The 20401-nt window shown below is 67.5% G+C and carries 17 protein-coding genes and 1 tRNA gene; 7 read left to right on the top strand and 11 right to left on the bottom strand.

Annotation, left to right across the window (positions count from 1 at the left end; translation table 11 throughout):
* The first annotated feature begins 15 nt into the window (after nucleotides 1–15).
* The 4 genes from pheT to ABDJ85_RS16635 all read left to right on the top strand — a co-directional run bounded on the left by pheT (nucleotide 16) and on the right by ABDJ85_RS16635 (nucleotide 3446).
* Complete coding sequence (gene pheT / locus ABDJ85_RS16650) at nucleotides 16–2445, top strand: phenylalanine--tRNA ligase subunit beta (RefSeq protein WP_347705919.1); 2430 nt, start codon at nucleotides 16–18, stop codon at nucleotides 2443–2445.
* Between the two features lie 23 nt (nucleotides 2446–2468).
* Nucleotides 2469–2825, top strand: coding sequence for an integration host factor subunit alpha (locus ABDJ85_RS16645; RefSeq protein ID WP_347705918.1), 357 nt, complete (start codon nucleotides 2469–2471; stop codon nucleotides 2823–2825).
* A 35-nt stretch (nucleotides 2826–2860) separates the two neighbouring features.
* Nucleotides 2861–3343 carry a MerR family transcriptional regulator gene (locus ABDJ85_RS16640; protein ID WP_347705917.1) on the top strand — a complete coding sequence of 161 codons (483 nt, stop codon included), beginning with the start codon at nucleotides 2861–2863 and terminating at the stop codon, nucleotides 3341–3343.
* Between the two features lie 26 nt (nucleotides 3344–3369).
* Nucleotides 3370–3446, top strand: a tRNA-Pro gene (locus tag ABDJ85_RS16635).
* A gap of 66 nt (nucleotides 3447–3512) precedes the next feature.
* Here ABDJ85_RS16635 and pelA read toward each other — a convergent pair.
* On the bottom strand, nucleotides 3513–4844 hold the full coding sequence (gene pelA / locus ABDJ85_RS16630; protein ID WP_347705916.1) for a pectate lyase: 1332 nt from the start codon (nucleotides 4842–4844) through the stop codon (nucleotides 3513–3515).
* Nucleotides 4845–5002: 158 nt separating this feature from the next.
* Here pelA and ABDJ85_RS16625 point away from each other — a divergent pair, with 158 nt between their 5' ends.
* Nucleotides 5003–5512, top strand: a complete 510-nt coding sequence (locus ABDJ85_RS16625) for a hypothetical protein (RefSeq protein WP_347705915.1) — start codon at nucleotides 5003–5005, stop codon at nucleotides 5510–5512.
* Here the strand turns inward: ABDJ85_RS16625 and ABDJ85_RS16620 are convergent.
* The 4 genes from ABDJ85_RS16620 to ABDJ85_RS16605 are packed head-to-tail and all read right to left on the bottom strand — an operon-like array spanning nucleotide 5497 to nucleotide 11006.
* A complete protein-coding gene (locus tag ABDJ85_RS16620; protein WP_347705914.1) occupies nucleotides 5497–5949 on the bottom strand; it encodes a PaaI family thioesterase in 453 nt (150 codons plus the stop codon). The two genes, ABDJ85_RS16625 and ABDJ85_RS16620, sit on opposite strands and share 16 nt — an antisense overlap.
* 5 nt (nucleotides 5950–5954) lie before the next feature.
* Nucleotides 5955–7727, bottom strand: coding sequence for an acyl-CoA dehydrogenase family protein (locus tag ABDJ85_RS16615; RefSeq protein ID WP_347705913.1), 1773 nt, complete (start codon nucleotides 7725–7727; stop codon nucleotides 5955–5957).
* The gene (locus tag ABDJ85_RS16610) at nucleotides 7727–8902 is read right to left on the bottom strand and encodes an acetyl-CoA C-acyltransferase (protein ID WP_347705912.1); all 1176 of its coding nucleotides are present in this window, start codon (nucleotides 8900–8902) and stop codon (nucleotides 7727–7729) included. Before ABDJ85_RS16610 ends, ABDJ85_RS16615 begins: the two co-directional genes overlap by 1 nt.
* 10 nt (nucleotides 8903–8912) lie before the next feature.
* Complete coding sequence (locus tag ABDJ85_RS16605; protein WP_347705911.1) at nucleotides 8913–11006, bottom strand: 3-hydroxyacyl-CoA dehydrogenase NAD-binding domain-containing protein; 2094 nt, start codon at nucleotides 11004–11006, stop codon at nucleotides 8913–8915.
* Between the two features lie 133 nt (nucleotides 11007–11139).
* Here ABDJ85_RS16605 and ABDJ85_RS16600 point away from each other — a divergent pair, with 133 nt between their 5' ends.
* Together ABDJ85_RS16600 and ABDJ85_RS16595 are read left to right on the top strand one after the other, a co-directional pair.
* A complete protein-coding gene (locus ABDJ85_RS16600; RefSeq protein WP_347705910.1) occupies nucleotides 11140–13419 on the top strand; it encodes a hypothetical protein in 2280 nt (759 codons plus the stop codon).
* 1 nt (nucleotide 13420) lies between these two features.
* Nucleotides 13421–13795, top strand: a complete 375-nt coding sequence (locus ABDJ85_RS16595; RefSeq protein ID WP_347705909.1) for a VanZ family protein — start codon at nucleotides 13421–13423, stop codon at nucleotides 13793–13795.
* Here ABDJ85_RS16595 and urtE read toward each other — a convergent pair.
* The 6 genes from urtE to ABDJ85_RS16565 form a co-directional block, all read right to left on the bottom strand.
* Nucleotides 13784–14488 (bottom strand): urea ABC transporter ATP-binding subunit UrtE, encoded by a 705-nt coding sequence (gene urtE, locus ABDJ85_RS16590; protein WP_347705908.1) that lies wholly within the window; start codon nucleotides 14486–14488, stop codon nucleotides 13784–13786. The two genes, ABDJ85_RS16595 and urtE, sit on opposite strands and share 12 nt — an antisense overlap.
* Nucleotides 14478–15311, bottom strand: a complete 834-nt coding sequence (urtD, locus tag ABDJ85_RS16585; protein ID WP_430765561.1) for an urea ABC transporter ATP-binding protein UrtD — start codon at nucleotides 15309–15311, stop codon at nucleotides 14478–14480. Before urtD ends, urtE begins: the two co-directional genes overlap by 11 nt.
* Nucleotides 15308–16354 carry an urea ABC transporter permease subunit UrtC gene (urtC, locus tag ABDJ85_RS16580; RefSeq protein WP_347705907.1) on the bottom strand — a complete coding sequence of 349 codons (1047 nt, stop codon included), beginning with the start codon at nucleotides 16352–16354 and terminating at the stop codon, nucleotides 15308–15310. Before urtC ends, urtD begins: the two co-directional genes overlap by 4 nt.
* A complete protein-coding gene (gene urtB / locus ABDJ85_RS16575; protein ID WP_347705906.1) occupies nucleotides 16351–17868 on the bottom strand; it encodes an urea ABC transporter permease subunit UrtB in 1518 nt (505 codons plus the stop codon). The genes urtC and urtB overlap by 4 nt, the downstream gene beginning before the upstream one ends.
* Nucleotides 17869–18029: 161 nt before the next feature.
* The gene (gene urtA, locus ABDJ85_RS16570) at nucleotides 18030–19286 is read right to left on the bottom strand and encodes an urea ABC transporter substrate-binding protein (RefSeq protein ID WP_347705905.1); all 1257 of its coding nucleotides are present in this window, start codon (nucleotides 19284–19286) and stop codon (nucleotides 18030–18032) included.
* Between the two features lie 249 nt (nucleotides 19287–19535).
* Complete coding sequence (locus ABDJ85_RS16565) at nucleotides 19536–20204, bottom strand: N-acyl amino acid synthase FeeM domain-containing protein (protein WP_347705904.1); 669 nt, start codon at nucleotides 20202–20204, stop codon at nucleotides 19536–19538.
* Nucleotides 20205–20401 lie beyond the last annotated feature (197 nt).

Here is a 20401-nt window from a genome sequence, read left to right as displayed (position 1 = left end):
TGTCCCGAAGAGATCATGCAATTTCCTGAGTCCTGGCTGCGCGAGTTCTGCAATCCGCCACTCAACACCCAGCAACTGGCCGAACTGCTGACCATGTCCGGCATGGAGGTCGAAGAGCTGCGCCCGGTCGCGCCGCCCTTCCACGGCATCGTCGTCGCCGAGATCCTCGAAGCCGTCCAGCACCCCAACGCCGACAAGCTGCGCGTGTGCAAGGTCAATGCGGGAGGTGCAGAGCACTTGCAGATCGTCTGCGGCGCGCCCAATGCGCGCGCAGGCATCAAGGTGCCACTGGCCACCGTCGGGGCCGAACTGCCCACCGATGACCCTGCCAAGCCCTTCAAGATCGGCGTTGGCAAGCTGCGCGGCGTCGAGAGCTTCGGCATGCTGTGCTCGGCCCGCGAGCTCAAGCTGAGCGAAGACCACGGCGGCCTGCTCGAACTTGGCAGCGATGCGGTCGTCGGCACCGACATCCGCAAGCACCTGCTGCTGGACGACACGCTCTTCACCCTCAAGCTCACGCCCAACCTCGGACATTGCCTGAGCGTCTACGGCATCGCCCGCGAGGTGGCCGCGCTGACCGGCGCGCCCTTGCTCAAGCCCGAGTTCCCCGCCGTCGCCGCCACGATCGCCGACAAGCTGCCCGCGCGCATTGAAGCCACTGACCTCTGCGGCCGCTTCTCGGGTCGCGTCATCAAGGGCATCAACACCAAAGCCCAGACACCGGCCTGGATGGTCCAGCGCCTGGAGCGCTGTGGCCAGCGCTCGGTCACGGCCCTGGTCGATATCTCCAACTACGTGATGTTCGAGTTCGGCCGCCCGTCGCACATCTTTGACCTCGACAAGATCAGCGGCGAATTGATCGTGCGCTGGGGCCGCGCGGGTGAGCAGCTCATGCTGCTCAATGGCAACACCATCACAGTCGATGAGAAGGTCGGCGTGATCGCCGATGCGCGCGAGGTTGAGTCGCTGGCCGGCATCATGGGTGGTGACCACACCGCCGTATCGGACGACACCAAGAGCGTTTACGTCGAGGCCGCCTTCTGGTGGCCCGAGGCCGTCATGGGTCGTGGCCGCCGCTTCAACTTCTCGACCGACGCCGGCCACCGCTTCGAGCGTGGCGTGGATCCGTCGCAGACCGTCGAGCACATCGAGCGCATCACGCGGCTCGTCCTCGACATCTGCGGCACACCCGAGACCCAGGTCGGCCCCATGGACGACCAGTCGCCCAAGCTGCCCGCCTGCAAGCCCGTGAAGCTGCGCGTGGCGCGCGCCAGCAAGGTCATCGGCATGCCCATCACGCAGGCGCAGGTCGAGACCGTCTTCACCCGCCTCGGCCTGCCCTTCACGGTCCAGGATGGCGTCTTCACCGTCACGCCGCCCAGCTGGCGCTTTGACCTGGAGATCGAGGAAGACCTGATCGAAGAGGTCATCCGCGTGCTCGGCTACCCCAGCCTGCCGGGCACGGCGCCGCTGGCGCCCATCGTCGGCCGCGTGCGCTCGGAGTCGCGCCAGGGCGTGCATGCCCTGCGCCGCAGCCTCGCCGCACGCGACTACTTTGAAACCATCAACTTCAGCTTCGTCGAAGAGCGCTGGGAGCGTGAGCTGGCCGGCTGCACCGACCCGATCAAGCTGCTCAACCCCATCGCCGCGCCGCTGGCCGTGATGCGCACCAGCCTGATCGGCAGCCTGGTGCAGGTGCTGCGCCACAACCAGAGCCGGCGCGCCTCGCGCGTGCGGGTGTTCGAGTGTGGCCGCGTGTTCCTGCGCGACGCCAGCATCCAGGTCGGCCCCACCGACGTGGCCGGCATCCGCCAGCCGATGCGCCTCGGCGGCCTGGCCTGGGGCCCCGCCGACGAGACCCAATGGAGCCAGCGCGACCGCGCGGTGGACTTCTACGACGTCAAGGGCGACCTGGAAGCCCTGTTTGCGCCCCAGCGCCTCAGCTTCATCGCAGCCGAGCACCCGGCCCTGCACCCCGGCCGCAGCGCGCGTGTGCTGCTGGATGGGCGTGACATCGGCATCGTTGGCGAACTGCATCCCCGTTGGCGCCAGGGCTATGAGATCACCGGCAGCGCGCCCATCGTTTTCGAGCTGACCTTGGACGCCGCCCTGCAGCGCGCCCTGCCCCAGGGTCAGGCCCTGCCGCGCCAGCAACCGGTGCTGCGTGATCTCGCCCTCGTGGTGGGCGAACACGTCACGCACGACGCGCTGCTGACCACGCTGACCCAGGCCGGCGGACCGCTGCTACGCTCTGCGCGCCTGTTTGACGTCTTCAAGCCCGCACCTGGCGCGGGCAGTGACCTGCAGCCCGGCGAGCGCAGCCTCGCCGTTCGCCTCGAACTGCTCGACAACGAACAACCGCTCACTGACGAGCGCACCGAAGCCTGTATCGGCGCCCTGACGGCCGCCGCCACCCAGCAACTTGGCGCACGCCTGCGTGGCTGAGCCCGCACCGACTGGAACGACCGATGGACGCACCCACCCCACCCGGCATCGCAATCGGCAGCCTCGAAACGCCGACCCTCACCAAGGCCGAACTTGCTGACCTGCTGTTCGACAAGCTCGGCCTCAACAAGCGCGAGTCCAAGGACATGGTCGAGGCCTTCTTCGACCTGCTCCACGCCAGCCTCGTCAAGGGCCACGACGTGAAGCTCTCGGGTTTTGGCAACTTCAACATCCGCCGCAAGGCGCCCCGCCCGGGTCGCAACCCACGCACCGGCGAGTCGATCCCGATCGCCGCCCGCAACGTTGTGACTTTTCACGCCAGCCAAAAGTTGAAGGCAGTTGTGCAAGGTGACGCTCCCGGCGCGGAAGACTTCGAGTAGAGTCTTCTCTCCCCATCCGAACCCGTTGATTCCCAATGGAAAAGGCGCTTCCCGCCATCCCCGCCAAACGCTACTTCACCATCGGTGAGGTCAGCGACCTTTGCGGCGTGAAGCCCTATGTGCTGCGCTATTGGGAGCAGGAGTTCACCCAGCTCAAACCGGTCAAGCGGCGCGGCAACCGGCGCTACTACCAGCACCATGAGGTGCTGCTGATCCGCCGCATCCGCGATCTGCTCTACGACCAGGGCTTCACCATCAGCGGTGCGCGCAACCAACTGGGCGAAGTCACGCCCGGCCAAAAGCCCGAAGGCTCGGAAACCTTCCGCGACGAGGCCGAGGCCGCACGCGAATTGGCGGCCGAACTGGCGCATCGGGTCCCCGTCGCCGCACCGGCCATGAGCGCGCGTCCGCTGCTGGCGCAAGGCGCTTCCAGCTCGCTGCCTGTCGCCGAGCCCATCGAGACGCTCGAGCAGGTCCGTGCCGAGCTGCTCGCCATCCGAGCGTCTCTGACACTCTGAATCTCGGCTATACTGCGAGGCTCAGTCGGGGCGTAGCGCAGCCTGGTAGCGCACTTGCATGGGGTGCAAGGGGTCGCGAGTTCGAATCCCGCCGTCCCGACCATTTTTTTCGATAGAGCAACGGGTTAGCAGCTTTGGCCGCTAACCCGTTTTTCTTTGTCCCTTTGAGTCAGGGCTGTGCCGCCGGACGTGGCCAGCGTGTCGACCAGCTCTCGTAGGCTTTCAAGGCCTTGGCCGGCCACTCGCCCCACCAGTTGTAGCCATCACGTCGCTCGCGGCTGAGTTCGTTGACGTCGTCGTGCAGGCTCTTGTCGCGGTCACCGAACAGCGGCTGCCAGGTGTCCTGGCCGTAGAAGCGCGCCCAGAGCGGGCGGCTGCCGGGCTTGTCGATCAGGCGTCGGCCCTCGGTGCTGCCCTTGCCGTCCCAGGCGCGGCCGTGCACGGCGATGCGCTCCAGCAGCGCGATGCCATCGTGCACGGCGGCTTGGACCTGGCGGCTGGGATCGGGCAAGCCCATCAGGAAGACCAGCACGCCCACGCTCTCGGCCGTGCAGGGCGCGCCGGGCTCGTAGTTGCGCGCCGACACCGGCGCCAGAGTCAGGGCGTCGTACTGCTGGGCCCACAGGGTGCGCTGGCCGCCCTCGCGCAGCTGGGCGTCAAGCAGCAGTTGGATGGTGCGCTCCACAGCCTGCGCGGCCTGTGCTCGGCGGTCCTGGGGGATGAAGTCGAAGCCGTCCGAGCCCTTGGCCACCTGCATCAACAGCTCGGCCACCTCGACCACGGCGTCGTCATTCAGCGTCACGGCATCGTGATAGCCGCCCTGCAGGGGCCAGACCTGGGGCCAGCCACCGTTGGGGAACTGGGCGTGCAGCACATAGTCGATGCCGCGCAGCGCTGCCTCCCGGTACACCTCGCCCACCGCACCGGGTGCCTGGGCGGCCAGTCGGGTCAGGAAGCGGATCTCGGTGATGGTGGCATCGTTGTCGATGGTGCCCACATAGCTCCAGTTGGCGTCCTTGGGCAGGTCAAAGTCGCCCGGCGTTGCGTACTTGGAGTTGTTGTTGCCCACGTAGGCCTGGCCGCGCGCGCGGGGCGGCCGGTCACGCGGCTGGTTCTTGCCCCAGCCACCGGCGGGCGTCTGGTAGCTGAGGATGTTGCGGCCAATCAGCAGGGCTTCCTCGCTGGCATACCAAGCGGCAGGCTTGTTGAGCGGCATGGTCTCAGCACCTCGGCCGTGGCTCTCGGGCGGCGCAGGCCAGGTGTCGAGGCCGGCACGCTCGGCGGCCAGCGCAGCACGGTCCCGGGCTTGTTGGGCGCTGGAGCGGCTCAGGTAGTCGAGCCAGGCCGCTCGCGCCGATGCCGGCAGGGTCTCCACGCGTTCGGCCGTCAGCGGCGGCGGCGGCAGGTTCTGGCCGACCACGCGGGCCAAGGCGGCGGGTCCAGCCAGCGCCAGACTCAAGGCGAGGGGCAGCAGGGCAAGCATGGGCAGTCGGAGCTTCATGGGGTCAAACGCAGACCCCAAGCGGCGGGGCTGTTAAGTTGAAACGTCGTTCCATTCTTGCATTTTTACGAGCCCATGCCCGTCCGGGCGCTGTCGGCTCTTCCAAACCGACGCGCTGACTTCAGGCATGGCCCCGACGCCGAGGCAGACTCACGCCCATGCTCAAGCTGTTGATCGCGCCCTTGCGCTGGCTGGTGCGCCTGGTGGTGGCCCTGCTGATCCTGTTCGAGGAATGGGGCTGGGAGCCGCTGCGGCGCGCGTTTGCGCTGCTGGGACGGCTGCCGCTGGTGGCGCGCCTGGAGGCACGGCTGCGGCGCTTGCCGCCACGCTGGGCGCTGCTGGTGCTGGTGCTGCCCAGCCTCTTGATCCTGCCCATCAAGCTGCTGGCGGTGTGGCTGGTGGCGATGGGGCGCGTGAGCCTCGGCGTGCTGCTGGTGATTGCGGCCAAGCTGGTGGGCACGGCCTTGCTGGCTTGGCTGTTTGGCTTGATCCAGCCGGCACTGATGCAACTGCCATGGTTCGCCCGCGTCTACGGGCGCTGGACGGCTTGGAAGACCGAGTTGCTGGCCTGGGTGCGCGGCAGCAGCGTCTGGCGGGCGGCGCGGGCGCTCAAGCTCGCTGTGCGCCGCCGGGTGCGCGGATGGATGGGGCGTCAGCCGTCGGCCTGAGCGGCCCGCGAGGCCAGGGGCTTCACCGCGCGATCGCGCCCAGGCAGGGCTCGCAGGTATTTGAAGGTGCCGGTGGCATGGGCGCAGAGCTTGCCGTCAGGCGCCACCACCTGCGCCTCGCAAAAGGCCATGGTCGTCGAGCGGTGCAGCAAGCGGCCGATGGCGCGCAGCTCGCCTTCGCCGGGGCGCATGAAGCTGGTCTTCATCTCCACCGTCACCACGCCGGGGCCCATCTCGGGCAGATGGCGGTGCACGCTGCGCGCGGCATGCGCCATGGCCACGTCGAGCAAAGTCATGAGCACGCCGCCATGCGCCACGCGCCAGGAGTTGAGGTGGCGCTCCTGCACGCTGAGATGCAGCTCGGATTCGCCCTCGTCCAGGCGCACCAGTTGCAGCCCAAGCTGCTCGACGAACGGAATGTGTACGGGGAAGTCCAAGGGGCTCAGAACCAGTCGGGCCGCATGTCGCGGCAAACGGATTCTCGCCGTGCGACCACGTCGAGCCAGGCCGCCGTCTTGGGCAGTTCGTAGGCGAAGAAGTAGCGCGCCGCCGCCTGCCGGCCTTGCGCGGCTGCCGTGTTGCCGGGGGACGCGAGCGCCACGTCCAGCCATAGCCAGGCCACCACCGTGTGCCCAAAGGCCTGCAAGTAGGGCACGGCATTGGCCAGCGCCTCGGCGGGCTCGCCGGTGCGCCAGGCCTGCTGGGTGGCGGCCCCCAGTTGCGCCAGCGCGGCCGCTAGCTGCTTGGCCTGCGGAGCCCAATCAGACGGCATCGCGCGTTCCACCGTGGCTTGCACGTGGGCGGCCAGGGCGGCCAACGAAGCCCCACCCTGCTGCACGACCTTGCGACCGAGCAAGTCCAGCGCCTGGATGCCGTGCGTGCCCTCGTGGATCATGTTCAGGCGGTTGTCGCGCCAGTACTGCTCGACCGGGAAGTCGCGCGTGTAGCCATAGCCGCCCAGCACCTGGATAGCCAGCGAATTGGCCTCCAGGCACCACTCGCTGGGCCAGCTCTTGGCGATGGGGATGAGCACGTCGAGCAGGGCCTGGGCCGCTGCGGCATCGCCCGTGCGCAGCTCATCCACCAGGCGCGCGCAGTAAAGCTCCAGCGCCAGGCCGCCTTCGACATAGCTCTTCTGCGCCAGCAGCATGCGCCGCACGTCGGCATGCTCAATGATGGGGATCTGGGGCGCGGCAGCGTCCTTGCCGGCCGGGCCCATGGCGCGGCCCTGCGGGCGCTGGCGGGCGTACTCAAGGCTGGCCTCATACCCGGCCATGCCCAGCATCACGGCGCCGGTACCCACGCCGATGCGCGCCTCATTCATCATGTGGAACATGCACTTCAGGCCCTCGCCGGGCTGGCCGACGAGGTAGCCCACGGCGCCCTCGCGCTCGCCAAAGTTGAGCAGGCAGTTGGTGGTGCCCCGGTAGCCCAGCTTGTGGTTGAGGCCGGCCAGTTGCACGTCGTTGCGCACGCCGGTGAGCTGGCCTTGCGCATCGACCCGCCACTTGGGCACGATGAAGAGCGAGATGCCGCGCGTGCCCGGCACGAGCTTGCCGTCGGGGCCTGGGATCTTGGCCAGCACCAGGTGGACGATGTTGGGCGTCAGCTCATGCTCGCCGCCCGAGATCCACATCTTGTGGCCGCGCAAGCAGTAGCGCGGGCCCAGCGGGTCGGCCGCGTCGTCCAGCTCGGCGCGGGTCGTGATGTCGGACAGCGACGAGCCGGCCTGCGGCTCAGAGAGGCACATGGTGCCAAACCACTCGCCCGCCAGCTCTCGCCGCGCAAACACCTCGCGCTGGCGCGGCGTGCCATGGGCCATCAGCAAATTGGCGTTGCCCGAGGTGAGCATGGCGTAGGCCGACAGGCCCACGCTCGCCTTGCTGAAGAAGGCATTGCCCGCCATCTCGACCGTGCAAGGCAGTTGCATGCCGCCGGCATCCATGTCTTGCGCAGCAGCCAGCATGCCGGACTCGACGTACGCGGCCAGTGCCGCGCCCACGCCCTCAGGCAGGGTCACCCGCTGGCCATCGAACTGCGGCTCCTGGGCATCGACGAGGCGGTTCAGCGGCGCGAAGCGCTCGCGGGCGATGCGCTCGCAGGTGTCGAGCACGGCGGAGAAGGTCTCGCGCGAATGCTCGGCAAAGCGCGGCCGCGCGCAAAGGGTCTCGACCTTCAGCCAGTCGAAGAGCAGGAAGTCCAGCAGCTCACGCATCACAGCACTTCAAACACCCCAGCCGCGCCCATGCCACCGCCGATGCACATGGTGATGCAGACGCGTTTGACGCCCCGGCGCCGGCCTTCGATCAAGGCATGCCCCGTCAGCCGCTGGCCAGAGACGCCATAGGGGTGGCCCATCGCAATGGCACCGCCGTTGACGTTGAGCCGGTCCATGGGGATGCCGAGCTTGTCCACGCAGTACAGCACCTGCACCGCGAAGGCCTCGTTCAGCTCCCAGAGGTCGATGTCCTGCACGCTCAAGCCAAGACGCTTCAGCACCTTGGGGACGGCGAAGACGGGGCCGATGCCCATCTCGTCCGGCTCGCAGCCCGCCACCGCAAAGCCCAGGAAGCGACCCAGCGGCTGCAGGCCGCGCCGCGCTGCATACGCCTCGCTTGCCACCACGCAGGCCCCGGCGCCGTCCGAGAACTGGCTGGCATTCCCGGCTGCGACGACCCCGCCTGGAACGGCCGTGCGGATGTCCTTGATGGTCTCGTAGGTCGTGCCCTCGCGCAGGCCCTCGTCGCCGCTCACGGTCACCTCGCGCGAGACCAGGCCGAGCTGCTTGTCCATCACGCCCATGGTGACGGTGATGGGGGCGATCTCGGCCTCGAAGCGGCCGGCCGCGCGCGCCGCACAGGCCTTTTGCTGGCTCTCGGCGCCAAAGCGGTCTTGCCGCTCACGCGGGATCGCGTAGCGCTTGGCCACCATCTCGGCCGTCTGCAGCATGGGCCAGTAGGCCTCGGGCTTGGCGGCCAGCAGTGCGGGGTCGAGCGCCATGTGGGGGTTCATCTCGTTCTGCACGCAAGAGATGCTTTCCACGCCACCGGCCACAAACACGTCGCCCTCCCCCGCCAGGATGCGCTGTGCGGCCAGTGCAATGGTCTGCAGCCCGCTGGAGCAGAAGCGGTTGACCGTCATGCCGGACACGCTGACCGGCCAACCGGCGCGCAGCAGGCTCTGCCGGGCGATGTTGCCGCCGGTGGCGCCCTCGGGGTGGGCACAGCCCAGGATCACGTCCTCGACCTCCTCGGGCGCAACGCCTGCGCGCTGCACGGCCGCGTTCAGTACATGGGCGCCGAGCGTTGCGCCGTGGGTCATGTTGAAGGCGCCCTTCCAGCTCTTGGCGAAGGGCGTGCGGGCGGTCGAAAGAATGAGTGCGGAGGTCATCGTGCAATCCTCAGGTGAACGACTTGCCTTCGGCGACGAGGCGCTCCAGCAGCGGCGCCGGCTGCCAGAAGGCGCCGTCGTCCATCGCGTTGGCGGCAAAGCGCTTCATGGCCTGCACGACGTTGAAGAGGCCGAACTCGTCGGCGTAGCGCATGGGCCCGCCGCGCCAGAGCGGGAAGCCATAGCCGGTGAGGTAGACCATGTCCACGTCGGACGCACGCTGGGCGATGCCTTCTTCCAACAAATGGGCCGCCTCGTTGACGAGGGCGAAGACGAGGCGCTGGACGATCTCATCGTCGGAGATCGCGCGCGTCTTGGCGCCAATGGCGGCGCGGTGCTTCTCCAGCATCTCGGCCACCACGGGCGATGGAATGGGCTTGCGATTGCCCGGCTGGTAGTCGTACCAGCCAGCACCGGTCTTCTGGCCAAAGCGGCCCAGCTCACATAGGCGATCGGCGCATTCGGAGTAGCGCACGTCGGGCTTCTCAACGCGGCGGCGCTTGCGGATGGCCCAGCCAATGTCATTTCCTGCCAGGTCCCCCACACGGAACGGGCCCATCGCAAAACCGAAGGCCTCGGCCGCCTTGTCCACCTGCTCGGGGCTGCAACCCTCGTCCACGAGGAAGGTACTTTGGCGCACGTACTGCTCCAGCATGCGGTTGCCGATGAAGCCATCGCAGACGCCCGAGACCACGGCCGTCTTCTTGATCTTCTTGGCCAGCTGCATCACGGTGGCCAGCACGTCTTTGGCCGTGGCCTGGCCGCGCACCACCTCCAGCAGCTTCATCACATTGGCGGGGCTGAAGAAGTGCATGCCCAGCACGTCCTGCGGGCGCGCGGTGAAGGCGGCGATCTGGTTCAGGTCCAGCGTCGAGGTGTTGCTGGCCAGGATGGCGCCGGGCTTGGCCACGGCATCGAGCTGGCGGAACACGGCCTCCTTGACGCCGATCTCCTCGAACACGGCCTCGATGATCAGGTCGGTGTTCTTCAGGTCGTCATAGCTCAGCGTGGTGCTGAGCAGGGCCATGCGCGCGGCGTATTTGTCGTCCTTGAGCTTGCCCTTCTTGACCTGCGCTTCGTAGTTCTTGCGGATGGTCGCCACGCCGCGATCGAGCGCTTCCTGCTTGGTCTCCAGCAGGGTCACGGGGATGCCGGCATTCAGGAAGTTCATCGTGATGCCGCCACCCATGGTGCCGGCACCAATCACGCCCACGCTGCGGATCTCCCGCAGCGGTGTGTTCTCCGGCACATCGGCAATCTTGCTGGCCGCGCGCTCGCCAAAGAAGGCATGGCGCAAAGCCTTGGACTCGGGCGTGAGCATCAGCGCGATGAAGGTCTCGCGCTCGCGGCGCAGGCCGTCTTCAAACGGCAGGGTCAGGCTCCAGCTCACGGCGTCGATGCAGCGCTGCGGGGCTGGGTAGCGGGGCTGCGCAGCCGCCACGCTGTTGCGGACGAACTGGAAGTAGGCGTCGGCATTCGGGTGCGTGGCGGCCAGGTCGCGCACCTTGGGCAACGGGCGCACGGCTGCCACCTCTTGCGCCAATGCCACGGCGGCGCCCAGGGCGTCCTGCGGCACCAGGCGGTCAAACAGCTTCTGGCCCGGCGCCAGGGCAAGCAACTCGCAGGGCACCTGCTCGCCGCTGAGGATCATGTTGAGCGCGGGCTCCACACCCAGGGCGCGTGGCAGGCGCTGCGTGCCACCGGCGCCCGGCACCAGGCCCAGCTTGACCTCGGGCAGGGCCAGCGTGGCCTTGGCCTCGGCCACGCGGTAGTGGCATCCCAGGGCCAGCTCCAACCCGCCGCCCATGCAGACGCTGTGCAACGCGGCCACCACCGGCTTGCTGCAGGCTTCCACCACGCGGATCAGGGTGTGCAGGCTGGGTTCGGCCAGGGCGCTCGGTTGCCCGAATTCCTTGATGTCCGCCCCGCCCGAGAAAGCGCGGCCGGCACCCGTCAGCACCACCGCTTGCACGGCCGGGTCGGCCTCGGCGCGCAGCACGCCTTCGACACAGGCCTTGCGGGTCGCCAGCCCCAGGCCATTGACGGGCGGGTTGTCCAGCGTGATGACGGCGACGTTGCCGCGCACTTCATAAAGGGCAGTCATGGGCGTCCTGACAAAAAAGAACGATCGTTCGATTCATTCTAGGAGTGGGCTCCGGCGCGGTCTTGTCCCTGCCGTGACAGGCTGCGGCCCGATTTCGGCGCCAGGCCGGCGGGTCCGCAGCTAGCATGCGGGCATGCTGATTCCCGTGGTCTACCCCCCGCACGACAAACCCCCGCCATCAGCGCCACCCGCTGACGAACCGCCACGCATGGGTGGGGGCGGTGCCGAGGGCGACGTCCCCCGGCTGCTCTACCTCGCCCGCGCGCTGTGGCTGTGCGCCTTCCCGGTGGGCGTGGTGGTGGCGGGCATGCTCTTCCTGGTGAGCGTGCCGCAGGCGCAGGAGGCCTTGCTGGCCCTGGATGCGCATTGGGGCCAGCCGCTGTCCTTGTTCGTCGCCTTTGGCCTGTGGCTGCTGCTGGCCTGGTACACCTGCCGCCTGCTGCTGGACCGGCGCTTCAAGGCCGACACCTTGGGCGAATGCGTGCACAAGCGCTTTGCCGAGCAGCTGCGCCGCTGGATGCCGCGCGCGCTGATCCCGCTGGGTGGGCTGCCGGTGGCGGGCTTCTTCCTGACCGTGCACGGCGAGCGCTGGGTGGGCGCGGTGCTGCTCTTGATCACGGCAGCCCTGCTGCTGTTTGCCATCAAACGGCGTGTGTGGCTGCAGCGGCTGCCCGAGCAGTCCTGGCTGTATCGCGCGCTGGCCCTGGAGACCCGCGCGCAGGCGGTGGCCGACCTGGCACGTGAAGACAGGCTGACCAATCTCTCGCGCGGCCTGCTGACCTTGACCCTGGGGCTGCAGTGGGTGCTGTTCAGCGCCCTGCTGTGGTGGCCTGAAGGCACTGCGCGTGCCTTGGGCGCGCCGGCACTGGTGCTGTTTGCGCTGGGCAGTTGGGTGGTGTTTGGCGCCGTGGTGCTGACCTACCTGCCCAAGGTCTATCTGCGCGTGCCGCTGACGCCGCTGCCCCTGGTGCTCTTCGTCCTCTTTGCCCCGCTGAACGACAACCACATCGTGGGCCGCGCAGGCCCAGGCACAGTCACCGCCAACGCGCCACGCCTGGGTGTGGACGTGTGGCTGCAGCAGTGGCTGGCCGGGCCCGGTGCCGACGGCAAGCGGCCGCTGGTGCTGGTGGCCGTGGCGGGCGGCGCCTCGCGTGCCGCCTACTGGGGCAGCGCGGCCCTGGCGCGCCTGCAGGAGCTGGGCGAGCAGGAGAACGTCAACTTCGCCGATTCGGTGTTCACCATCAGTGGCACCTCCGGCGGTGCGCTGGGTGCCAGCACCTTTGTCGCGGCCCTCGACGCCAGACGCCGTGCGGCCGATGCCGCCGCTTGCTCGCCCTGGAAGCTCACCCGCGCCTTCACCGGCCAAGACCACCTGGCCGCGCCCGTGGGCCTGATGCTCTACCCCGACCTCGTGCAGCGCTTCCTGCCCATCGACTTCCAGGGCTGGGACCGCTCGCTGGGGCTGGAAGAGGTCTGGCAGCGCGACTGGGACCGCCAGCTGGCGCTGCGCTGCGCCGCCAAGACGCCGGCCCCCAACCCGTTCGCCGCGCCCTTCACGGCCCTGACCGGCGAGATGGCTCGCAGCAACGGCTGGCTGCCCCTGCTGTCGCTCAATACCGCTGCGCTGACACGCGGACAACGCGTCTACCAGACCCACTTCCGCCTGCACGAGGCCGATGGCATCGACCTGCTGGACGGCACGCTGGACCTGGACGTGGACAACCTGAGCCTGGCCCAGGCCGTGCACAACAGCGCCCGTTTCCCCTACATCAGCCCGGCCGGCACGGTGCGGCTCAAGACACCGCACCACGACGGCGACGCCTTTGACGACGGCGGCACTTGGGACCACCTGGGTGACGGCGGCTACGTCGAGTCCAGCGGCACGCTGGCGCTGCTGGACGTGCTGCGCGAGCTGGAGACCAGTGGCCTGCTGCGCGACTGCAAGCCCGAGGACGATTGCAGCCAGGTGCTGGACCGCCGTCGCCTGCGCCTGGTGCTGCTGGTCAACACGCCGGCCCGCGCCGACGACTGGCTCTGCCGGGATGCCCCGCGCGGCAACAACATCCCGCCGGTGGACCCGGGCCGCCGCCGCGCCACCAGCATGGGCCTGCCCGAGATGGTGGCGCCGCCGGCCGGCATCCTGGCCAGCAATGGCGCGCGCGCGCTCGACTCACAGCTGGAGCTGATCAAGCGTGTCGGTGGCTGTGGCCGCGTGGCCGAGCTGCGACTGCCCAAGTTCAAGGACCGCCGTGACCCGTCGATGAACTGGATGCTCAATGCCAGCTCGCGCGAGCAGATCGACGCCGCCCTGACCGAAACCACCCGCGCCGACGACCCCTGGGGCCAGCCGGCCCAAGCCCAGCTCAGCGCCCACCTGAAGCAGGCGCGGCAGTGGTTCAACCTGATGCATTGAGATGCTTCATCGTCTGGAAGACGCCCGGCTGCGGCCGGTCTGGCGGGCGCTGCTGGCGCTGCTCTACCTGGCCATCACCGCGCTGGCCTTGACGCCCAAACCTCCCGAGGGCCTCTCCACGGGCTGGGACAAGTCCAACCACCTGCTGGCATTTGGCAGCCTTGCCTGGGTCAGCGTCCAGGCGTACTGGCGCCAGCCCCGCCAATGGCTGCAGTTGCTTGGCGTGCTGCTGGCCTATGGCATCGGCATCGAGATCGCCCAGCACTTCCTGCCGCCGCGCGAGGCGGATTGGCAGGACGTGGTGGCTGACATGGCCGGAGCCCTGCTGGGCCTCGCGGTGGTGGCGCTGACGCGCCGCTTCGCATCAAAGCGCTAGCTTCTCGCGCACGCCATCAAGCTCCATGTCCGCACCGCGACCGCGGGCGACGATCTCGCCACGCTGCATCAGCAGGTACTGGTCAGCCAGCTCGGCGGCAAAGTCGTAGAACTGCTCGACCAGCAACACCGCCAGGCCCTTGTCGTGGGCTAGGTGCTTGATGACCTTGCCGATGTCCTTGATGACATTGGGCTGGATGCCTTCGGTGGGCTCGTCGAGCAACAGCACCTTGGGCCCAGCGGCCAGCGCCCGGCCGATGGCCAGCTGCTGCTGTTGGCCACCCGAGAGGTCGCCCCCGCGCCGGCCCTGCATCTGCTTGAGCACCGGGAAGAGCTCGAAGATCTCGCCCGGCAGCGGTGTGCTGGCCGGCTTGCTGGCCAGGCCCATCTCCAGGTTCTCCATCACCGAGAGGCGGCCAAAGATCTCGCGCCCCTGCGGCACGTAGCCAAAGCCGGCCCGCACCCGCTCGTGCGACTTGAGCTTGGTGACGTCCACGCCGCCGAGTTCGATACGGCCCGAGGTGACGGGCACGACGCCCATCAAGCTCTTGAGCAGGGTCGTCTTGCCCACGCCATTGCGGCCCAGCACCACCGTGACCTCGCCCGCCTTGAGCGTGAAGTCGAGCCCGCGCAGGATGTGCGAGCCGCCGTAGTGCTGTTGCAGGCCCTCTACTTTGAGAACTTCATCGGCCAAGATAGACCTCGATCACTTGTTCGTCGGATTGAACGGCAGCCATGGTGCCCTCCGCCAGCACCTTGCCCTGGTGCAGGCAGGTAACGGTGCGGTGCTGGCCCGCGAGCGTGCCTACAAAGCTCATGTCGTGCTCGACGACGACCAGGGAGTGCTTGCCCTCGAGGCTCAGGAAGAGTTCGGCGGTGCGCTCGGTCTCTTCGTCGGTCATGCCGGCCACGGGTTCATCCAGCAGCAGGAGCTTGGGGTCCTGCGCGAGCAGCATGCCGATCTCCAGCCACTGCTTCTGGCCATGGCTGAGCAAGCCCGCAGTCCGGTCGCGCTCGTCCTTGAGGTGGACGGTGGCTAGCACTTCGTCGAGGCGCTGGCGCTGGTCGGCCGAGAGCCGGGCACGCATGGCAAAGCGGGCGCGGCGGTCGCCGGCCAAGGCCAGCTCCAGGTTCTCGTAGACGGTGAGGGCCTCGAAGACCGTGGGCTTCTGGAACTTGCGGCCGATGCCTGAGCGCGCGATGTTGGTCTCGCTCATGCGGCGCAGGTCCAGGTTGCTGCCGAAGTAGATGCGGCCGCTGTCGGGCCGGGTCTTGCCGGTCAGGCAATCCATCATGGTGGTCTTGCCAGCGCCATTGGGGCCGATGATGCAGCGCAGCTCGCCCACGCCAACGGTGAAGGACAAACCGCCCAGCGCCTGGAAGCCGTCGAAGCTGACCTTGAGGTCTTCGACGTACAGGGCCACGCCCTGGTTGAAGATGGGCTCGCCGCTGGTGGCATGCTGGGTCAGCATGCGCTCCCGGCTGACGGAGCCTTGTTCGAGCAGCTCGGGGGTCATGCTTTCACCCGCTTGATGAGGCCGATCAGTCCCGTGGGCAGGAACAGCGTGACGGCAATGAAGAGCGCGCCCAAGATGTAGAGCCAGCCCTCGGGCCACCAGACGGTGAAGACCGACTTGGTGCCGTTGACGAAGAAGGCGCCCAGCACCGGCCCGATCAAGGTGCCACGCCCGCCCACGGCCGCCCAGATGGCCATCTCGATGCTGGCCGCAGGGCTCATCTCGCTCGGGTTGATGATGCCGACCTGGGGCACGTAGAGGATGCCCGCCAACGCGCACATCAGGGCCGAGATCACATAGGCGCTGAGCTTGTAGGCCACGGGGTCATAGCCCATGAAGCGCACACGACCCTCGGCGTCGCGGATGGCCTGCAGCAATCGGCCCCAGCGGCTTCGCGTGAGGAACTGCGCCAGCAGGTAGCAGCCGATCAAGGCCAGGCCGCTGGCCACGCACAGGCCCACGCGCATGCCGGGGCTGGTGATGCTGTAGCCCGCGATGCGCTTGAAGTCGGTGAAGCCGTTGTTGCCGCCAAAGCCCGTCTCATTGCGGAAGAAGAGCAGCATGGCCGCCACCACCAGGGCCTGGGTGATGATCGAGAAGTACACGCCCTGGATGCGCGAGCGGAAGGCGAAGTAGCCGAACACCGCCGCGATCAGCCCCGGCACGGCCAGCGCGATCAGGATCTGCGCCACCAGCGAGTCGGACAGCGCCCAGTGCCAGGGCAGCTCCTTCCAGTTCAGGAAGACCATGAAGTCGGGCAGGTCCGATTGGTACTGCCCGTCGCGCCCGATCTGGCGCATCAGGTACATGCCCATGCCGTAGCCGCCGAGCGCGAAGAACAGCCCATGGCCCAAGCTGAGGATGCCGCCGAAGCCCCAGATCAGATCCAGCGCCAGCGCGCAGATCGCAAAGCACAGGAACTTGCCCAGCAGGCTGACGTAGAACTCGCTGAGGTGCAGGGCCGAGCCTGCGGGGAAGATCAGGTGCAGCAGCGGCAGCAGCAGGACGAGCAGGGCCGCGGCAATCAAGAGGATGCGTTTCATTCGACCGACCTCCCCTTGAGCGCGAAGAGGCCTTGTGGTTTCTTTTGGATCACGAGGACGAGCAGCAGCAGCAAAGCAATCTTGGCGAGCACCGCGCCCTGCCAGCCCTCCAGCAGTTTGGACAGCACGCCAAGGCCCAGGCCCGCGTAGACCGTGCCGGCCAGTTGGCCCACACCGCCCAGCACCACGACCATGAAGGCATCGACGATGTAGCTCTGGCCGAGGTCTGGGCCGACGTTGCCGATCTGGCTCAGCGCGCAACCAGCGAGGCCGGCGATGCCCGAGCCCAGTGCAAAGGCCATGGTGTCGACGCGCGCTGTGTTGACGCCCACGCAGGACGCCATGCGGCGGTTCTGCGTGACGCCGCGCACCATCAGGCCGAGGCGGGTCTTGGACAGCAGCAGCGCCATCGCGATCAGCACCAGGGCCGCGAAGCCGAGGATGGCGATGCGGTTGTAGGGCAGCGTGAGGTTCGGCAGCAGTGCCCAGCCGCCGGACAGCCAGGCCGGGTTCTCGACGGCCACATTCTGCGCGCCGAAGAGGCTGCGCACCGTCTGCATCAGGATCAGCGAGATGCCCCAGGTGGCGAGCAAGGTTTCGAGCGGGCGGCCGTAGAGCCAGCGGATCACGCTGCGCTCCATCGCCGCGCCCACTGCGGCGGCGACGAGGAAGCTCACCGGGATGGCAACAACCAGGTAGTAGTCAAAGGCCCCCGGCGCCAGCGAGCGGAAGGCCTGCTGCACCGCCCAGGTGGCATAGGCACCCACCATCAGCAGTTCGCCGTGGGCCATGTTGATGACGCCCATCAGCCCGTAGGTGATGGCCAGGCCCAGCGCCACCAGCAGCAGGATGGACCCAAGGCTGATGCCCGAGAACAGCAGCTGTGCCCGGTCACCCCAGGCCAAGCGCGACTGGATGGCATCGGCCGCCTTCTCCATCGCCCGCTTGGCACCGGCATCGGGTTCGCTCGCGAGCCGCTCCAGCAGCATCGCGCGCTTGGCCGGGTCGGCACTGCCCGTCAGCTGTTCGGCCGCGTGCTTGCGCTTGGCCGCGTCGTCACTCGTGAGCAAGGCGCCCGCGACGAGGTCGGTCAGCTGCGCCTTCAAGCCAGCATCGGTTTCGGCCGCCAGGGCCTTTTCAAACATCGGCAGGCGCGAGGCGTCGGCCTCGTCGCGCAGCGTCGTCAGCGCCTTGGCCCGCACCGCGCGGTCAGGCGACACCAGATCCAGCCCCGCCAGCGCCGCGTCGATCTCACGGCGCATGCGGTTGTTGACGATGGGCTCATCGCCCTCCGGCGCATCGATCAGCGCCTTGCCGTCCTTGACCCGCACCCGGCCGTCCTGCAAAGCGTGCAGGAACTCCGCCAACTGCGGCTCGCCCTTGGCCACCGCCTCATTCAGGGCCGCAACCCGCTCGTCGCTTTCGCCCACCGCAATCTTGGCGGCAAGGTCTGGCGCAAGCGCATGGCAGGAAATAGCGGCCAGCATCAACAGCAAGCCGAGTAGTGATCGCATAGAAATCCGATTGAAAGAGATCGGGCGCCGTACGTCGCGCACGCCCGCCCACACGCCGCACGCAGTGCCGGCGCCCATTCAATGGCACCCGTGGATCCGGCTTTGCCGGTCCACTGGGTGCGCCCCCTGGGGGGAAGCGCCGAAGGCGCCTCGGGGGGGTCTTATTTCGCGGGCTCGTCCTTCTTGCCCTTGTTCTCGGGGATGTAGGGGCTCCAGGGCTGGGCCTTGACGGGGCCCGGCGTCTTCCACACCACGTTGAACTGGCCGTCCGCCTTCACCTCGCCGATGAAGACCGACTTGTGCAGGTGGTGGTTCTTCTCGTCCATCTTGGACGTGATGCCCGACGGAGCCGTGAAGGTCTGGCCGGCCATGGCGGCGATGACCTTGTCGGTGTCGGTGCTGCCGGCCTTCTTGACGGCTTGGGCCCACATATTGATGCCGATGTAGGTGGCCTCCATCGGGTCATTGGTCAGCGGCTTGTCCTTGTGACCAGCGATGCCCTTGGCCTTGGCGTAGTCGCTCCACTTCTTGACGAAGCCGTCATTGGCGGGCGCCTTGATGGACATGAAGTAGTTCCAGGCGGCCAGGTGGCCTTGCAGCGGCTTGGTGTCCACGCCGCGCAGCTCTTCCTCACCCACCGAGAAGGCCACCACGGGCACGTCGGTCGCCTTCAGGCCCTGGTTGCCCAGTTCCTTGTAGAAGGGCACGTTCGAGTCGCCATTGATGGTCGAGACCACGGCGGTCTTCTTGCCTTCGGAGGCGAACTTCTTGATCTTGGCGATGATGCTTTGGTAGTCAGCATGGCCGAAGGGGGTGTAGTCCTCCATGATGTCGGCGTCAGCGACACCCTTGCTCTTCAGGAAGGCGCGCAGGATCTTGTTGGTGGTGCGGGGATAGACGTAGTCGGTACCCAGCAGGACCCAGCGCTTGGCCGAGCCGCCGTCCTTGCTCATCAGGTATTCAACCGCAGGGATGGCTTGCTGGTTGGGAGCGGCACCCGTGTAGAACACGTTCTTGGACAGCTCTTCGCCCTCGTACTGGACGGGGTAGAACAGCAGCGAATTGGTTTGCTCGAACACCGGCAGCACCGACTTGCGGCTGACCGAGGTCCAGCAACCGAAGACCACCGAGACCTTGTCCTGGGTGATCAGCTGCTTGGCCTTTTCGGCAAACAGCGGCCAGTTGGAAGCCGGGTCCACGACCACCGGCTCGAGCTTCTTGCCAAGCAGGCCGCCCTTGGCGTTGATCTCGTCGATGGCCATGAGCACGGTGTCCTTGAGGACCGTCTCGGAAATGGCCATGGTGCCGGAGAGCGAGTGCAGCACGCCGACCTTGATGGTGTCAGCAGCGAACGCAGAAGTACCAAAGAGCGAGCCAGCGGCAAGGCTGAGTGCGGTGAGCGCAGAACGACGAAGCATCGGAATCCTCCAGTTGGGGTTTGACAGACAACTGCCAATGCCACTCAACGCAAAGGGTGTGCCAGTTCTAGTGCTGCGCATTCAGGGGCGCTAGCAGCCACTTTGGTGCTGCGCCACCCAAAAAGCACCCGATTGGGATTCATTTGCACCACTTTGAACCAAAGCGGGCGGTAGAACTGCGCAAACGCGCGCAAGCCCAGGGCAAGCCGCGCCCCGGGCAGGTGCCATGCAAGCTGGGATACCAGTTGATCAGGCCAGGCGCGCCAGCATCGCGGCCTCTTCGGCCGGGCCCCAGGCAAGCGGGTACAGGCTGCGCGCGCTGGCCATGGCCGAGGGCTGTCCACCCCAGCGGGCGATCTGGCTACGCACATGCTGGAAATGCAGGCTCATCAGCACCGCCGGCGCGTTCACGCTGGGGTTGTGGCGCGGCGTGGTGTGCGGCAGCAGGCCGAGCCAGCGCCGATAGAAGGCGACGTGGCGGGGATTGACCTCGATGACCAGGCGATCAAAGCCCTCCCGGCGGTGGGCATGCAAGTAGCCCAGGTGGAAGATGCGGGCCAGCAACTGCTTGGGCTCGAGCGCGCGGCGGTCCACGGCCAGGCGGCCAAACTCGCACAGCTTGACGCCGGCACGGCGCCATTGGTTGAGTTCGGCGGCAAAGATCTGGTCGGCATTGAGCGGCTGTTCGCGGTCAAACCGGACCGTCATGGTGCCGACGATGAAGCCGTTCTCGCGGGCGGTGCAAACGATGTCATCCGTCTGCAGGGTGCTGCTGTAGCGATCGACGTCAAAGGCCAGACCGCGCGCACCGTACTTCTGCGCGAGCAAGCCCTTGGCATCGTCCTTTGCGGCGCCGAAATCGCTGTCCAGAGACAGCCAGTCTTCGGCGGGACGCTCCTGCACTTCCGAATCAAACATCGACATCCTTCGGCAACCCCGGCATGAACGCTGGGGGCTCGCAGTCTAGGGATATCCATGGCGAGAAATCTCTGCTGTCACACACTGATACGCATGAAGCCTTGAATTACCCGCCACCCTGAAATGCAAAGGGCCACGCACGCGGCGTGGCCCTTGATTGCTAACCGCGCCTTTCAGCGCGGTCTGGAGCAGGCTGG

The organism is Roseateles paludis, assembly GCF_039872745.1.
Lineage (GTDB): Bacteria > Pseudomonadota > Gammaproteobacteria > Burkholderiales > Burkholderiaceae_C > Pelomonas > Pelomonas paludis.
Note: the sequence above shows the minus strand (reverse complement) of the source record. Positions and strands in the feature narration are given on the sequence as shown.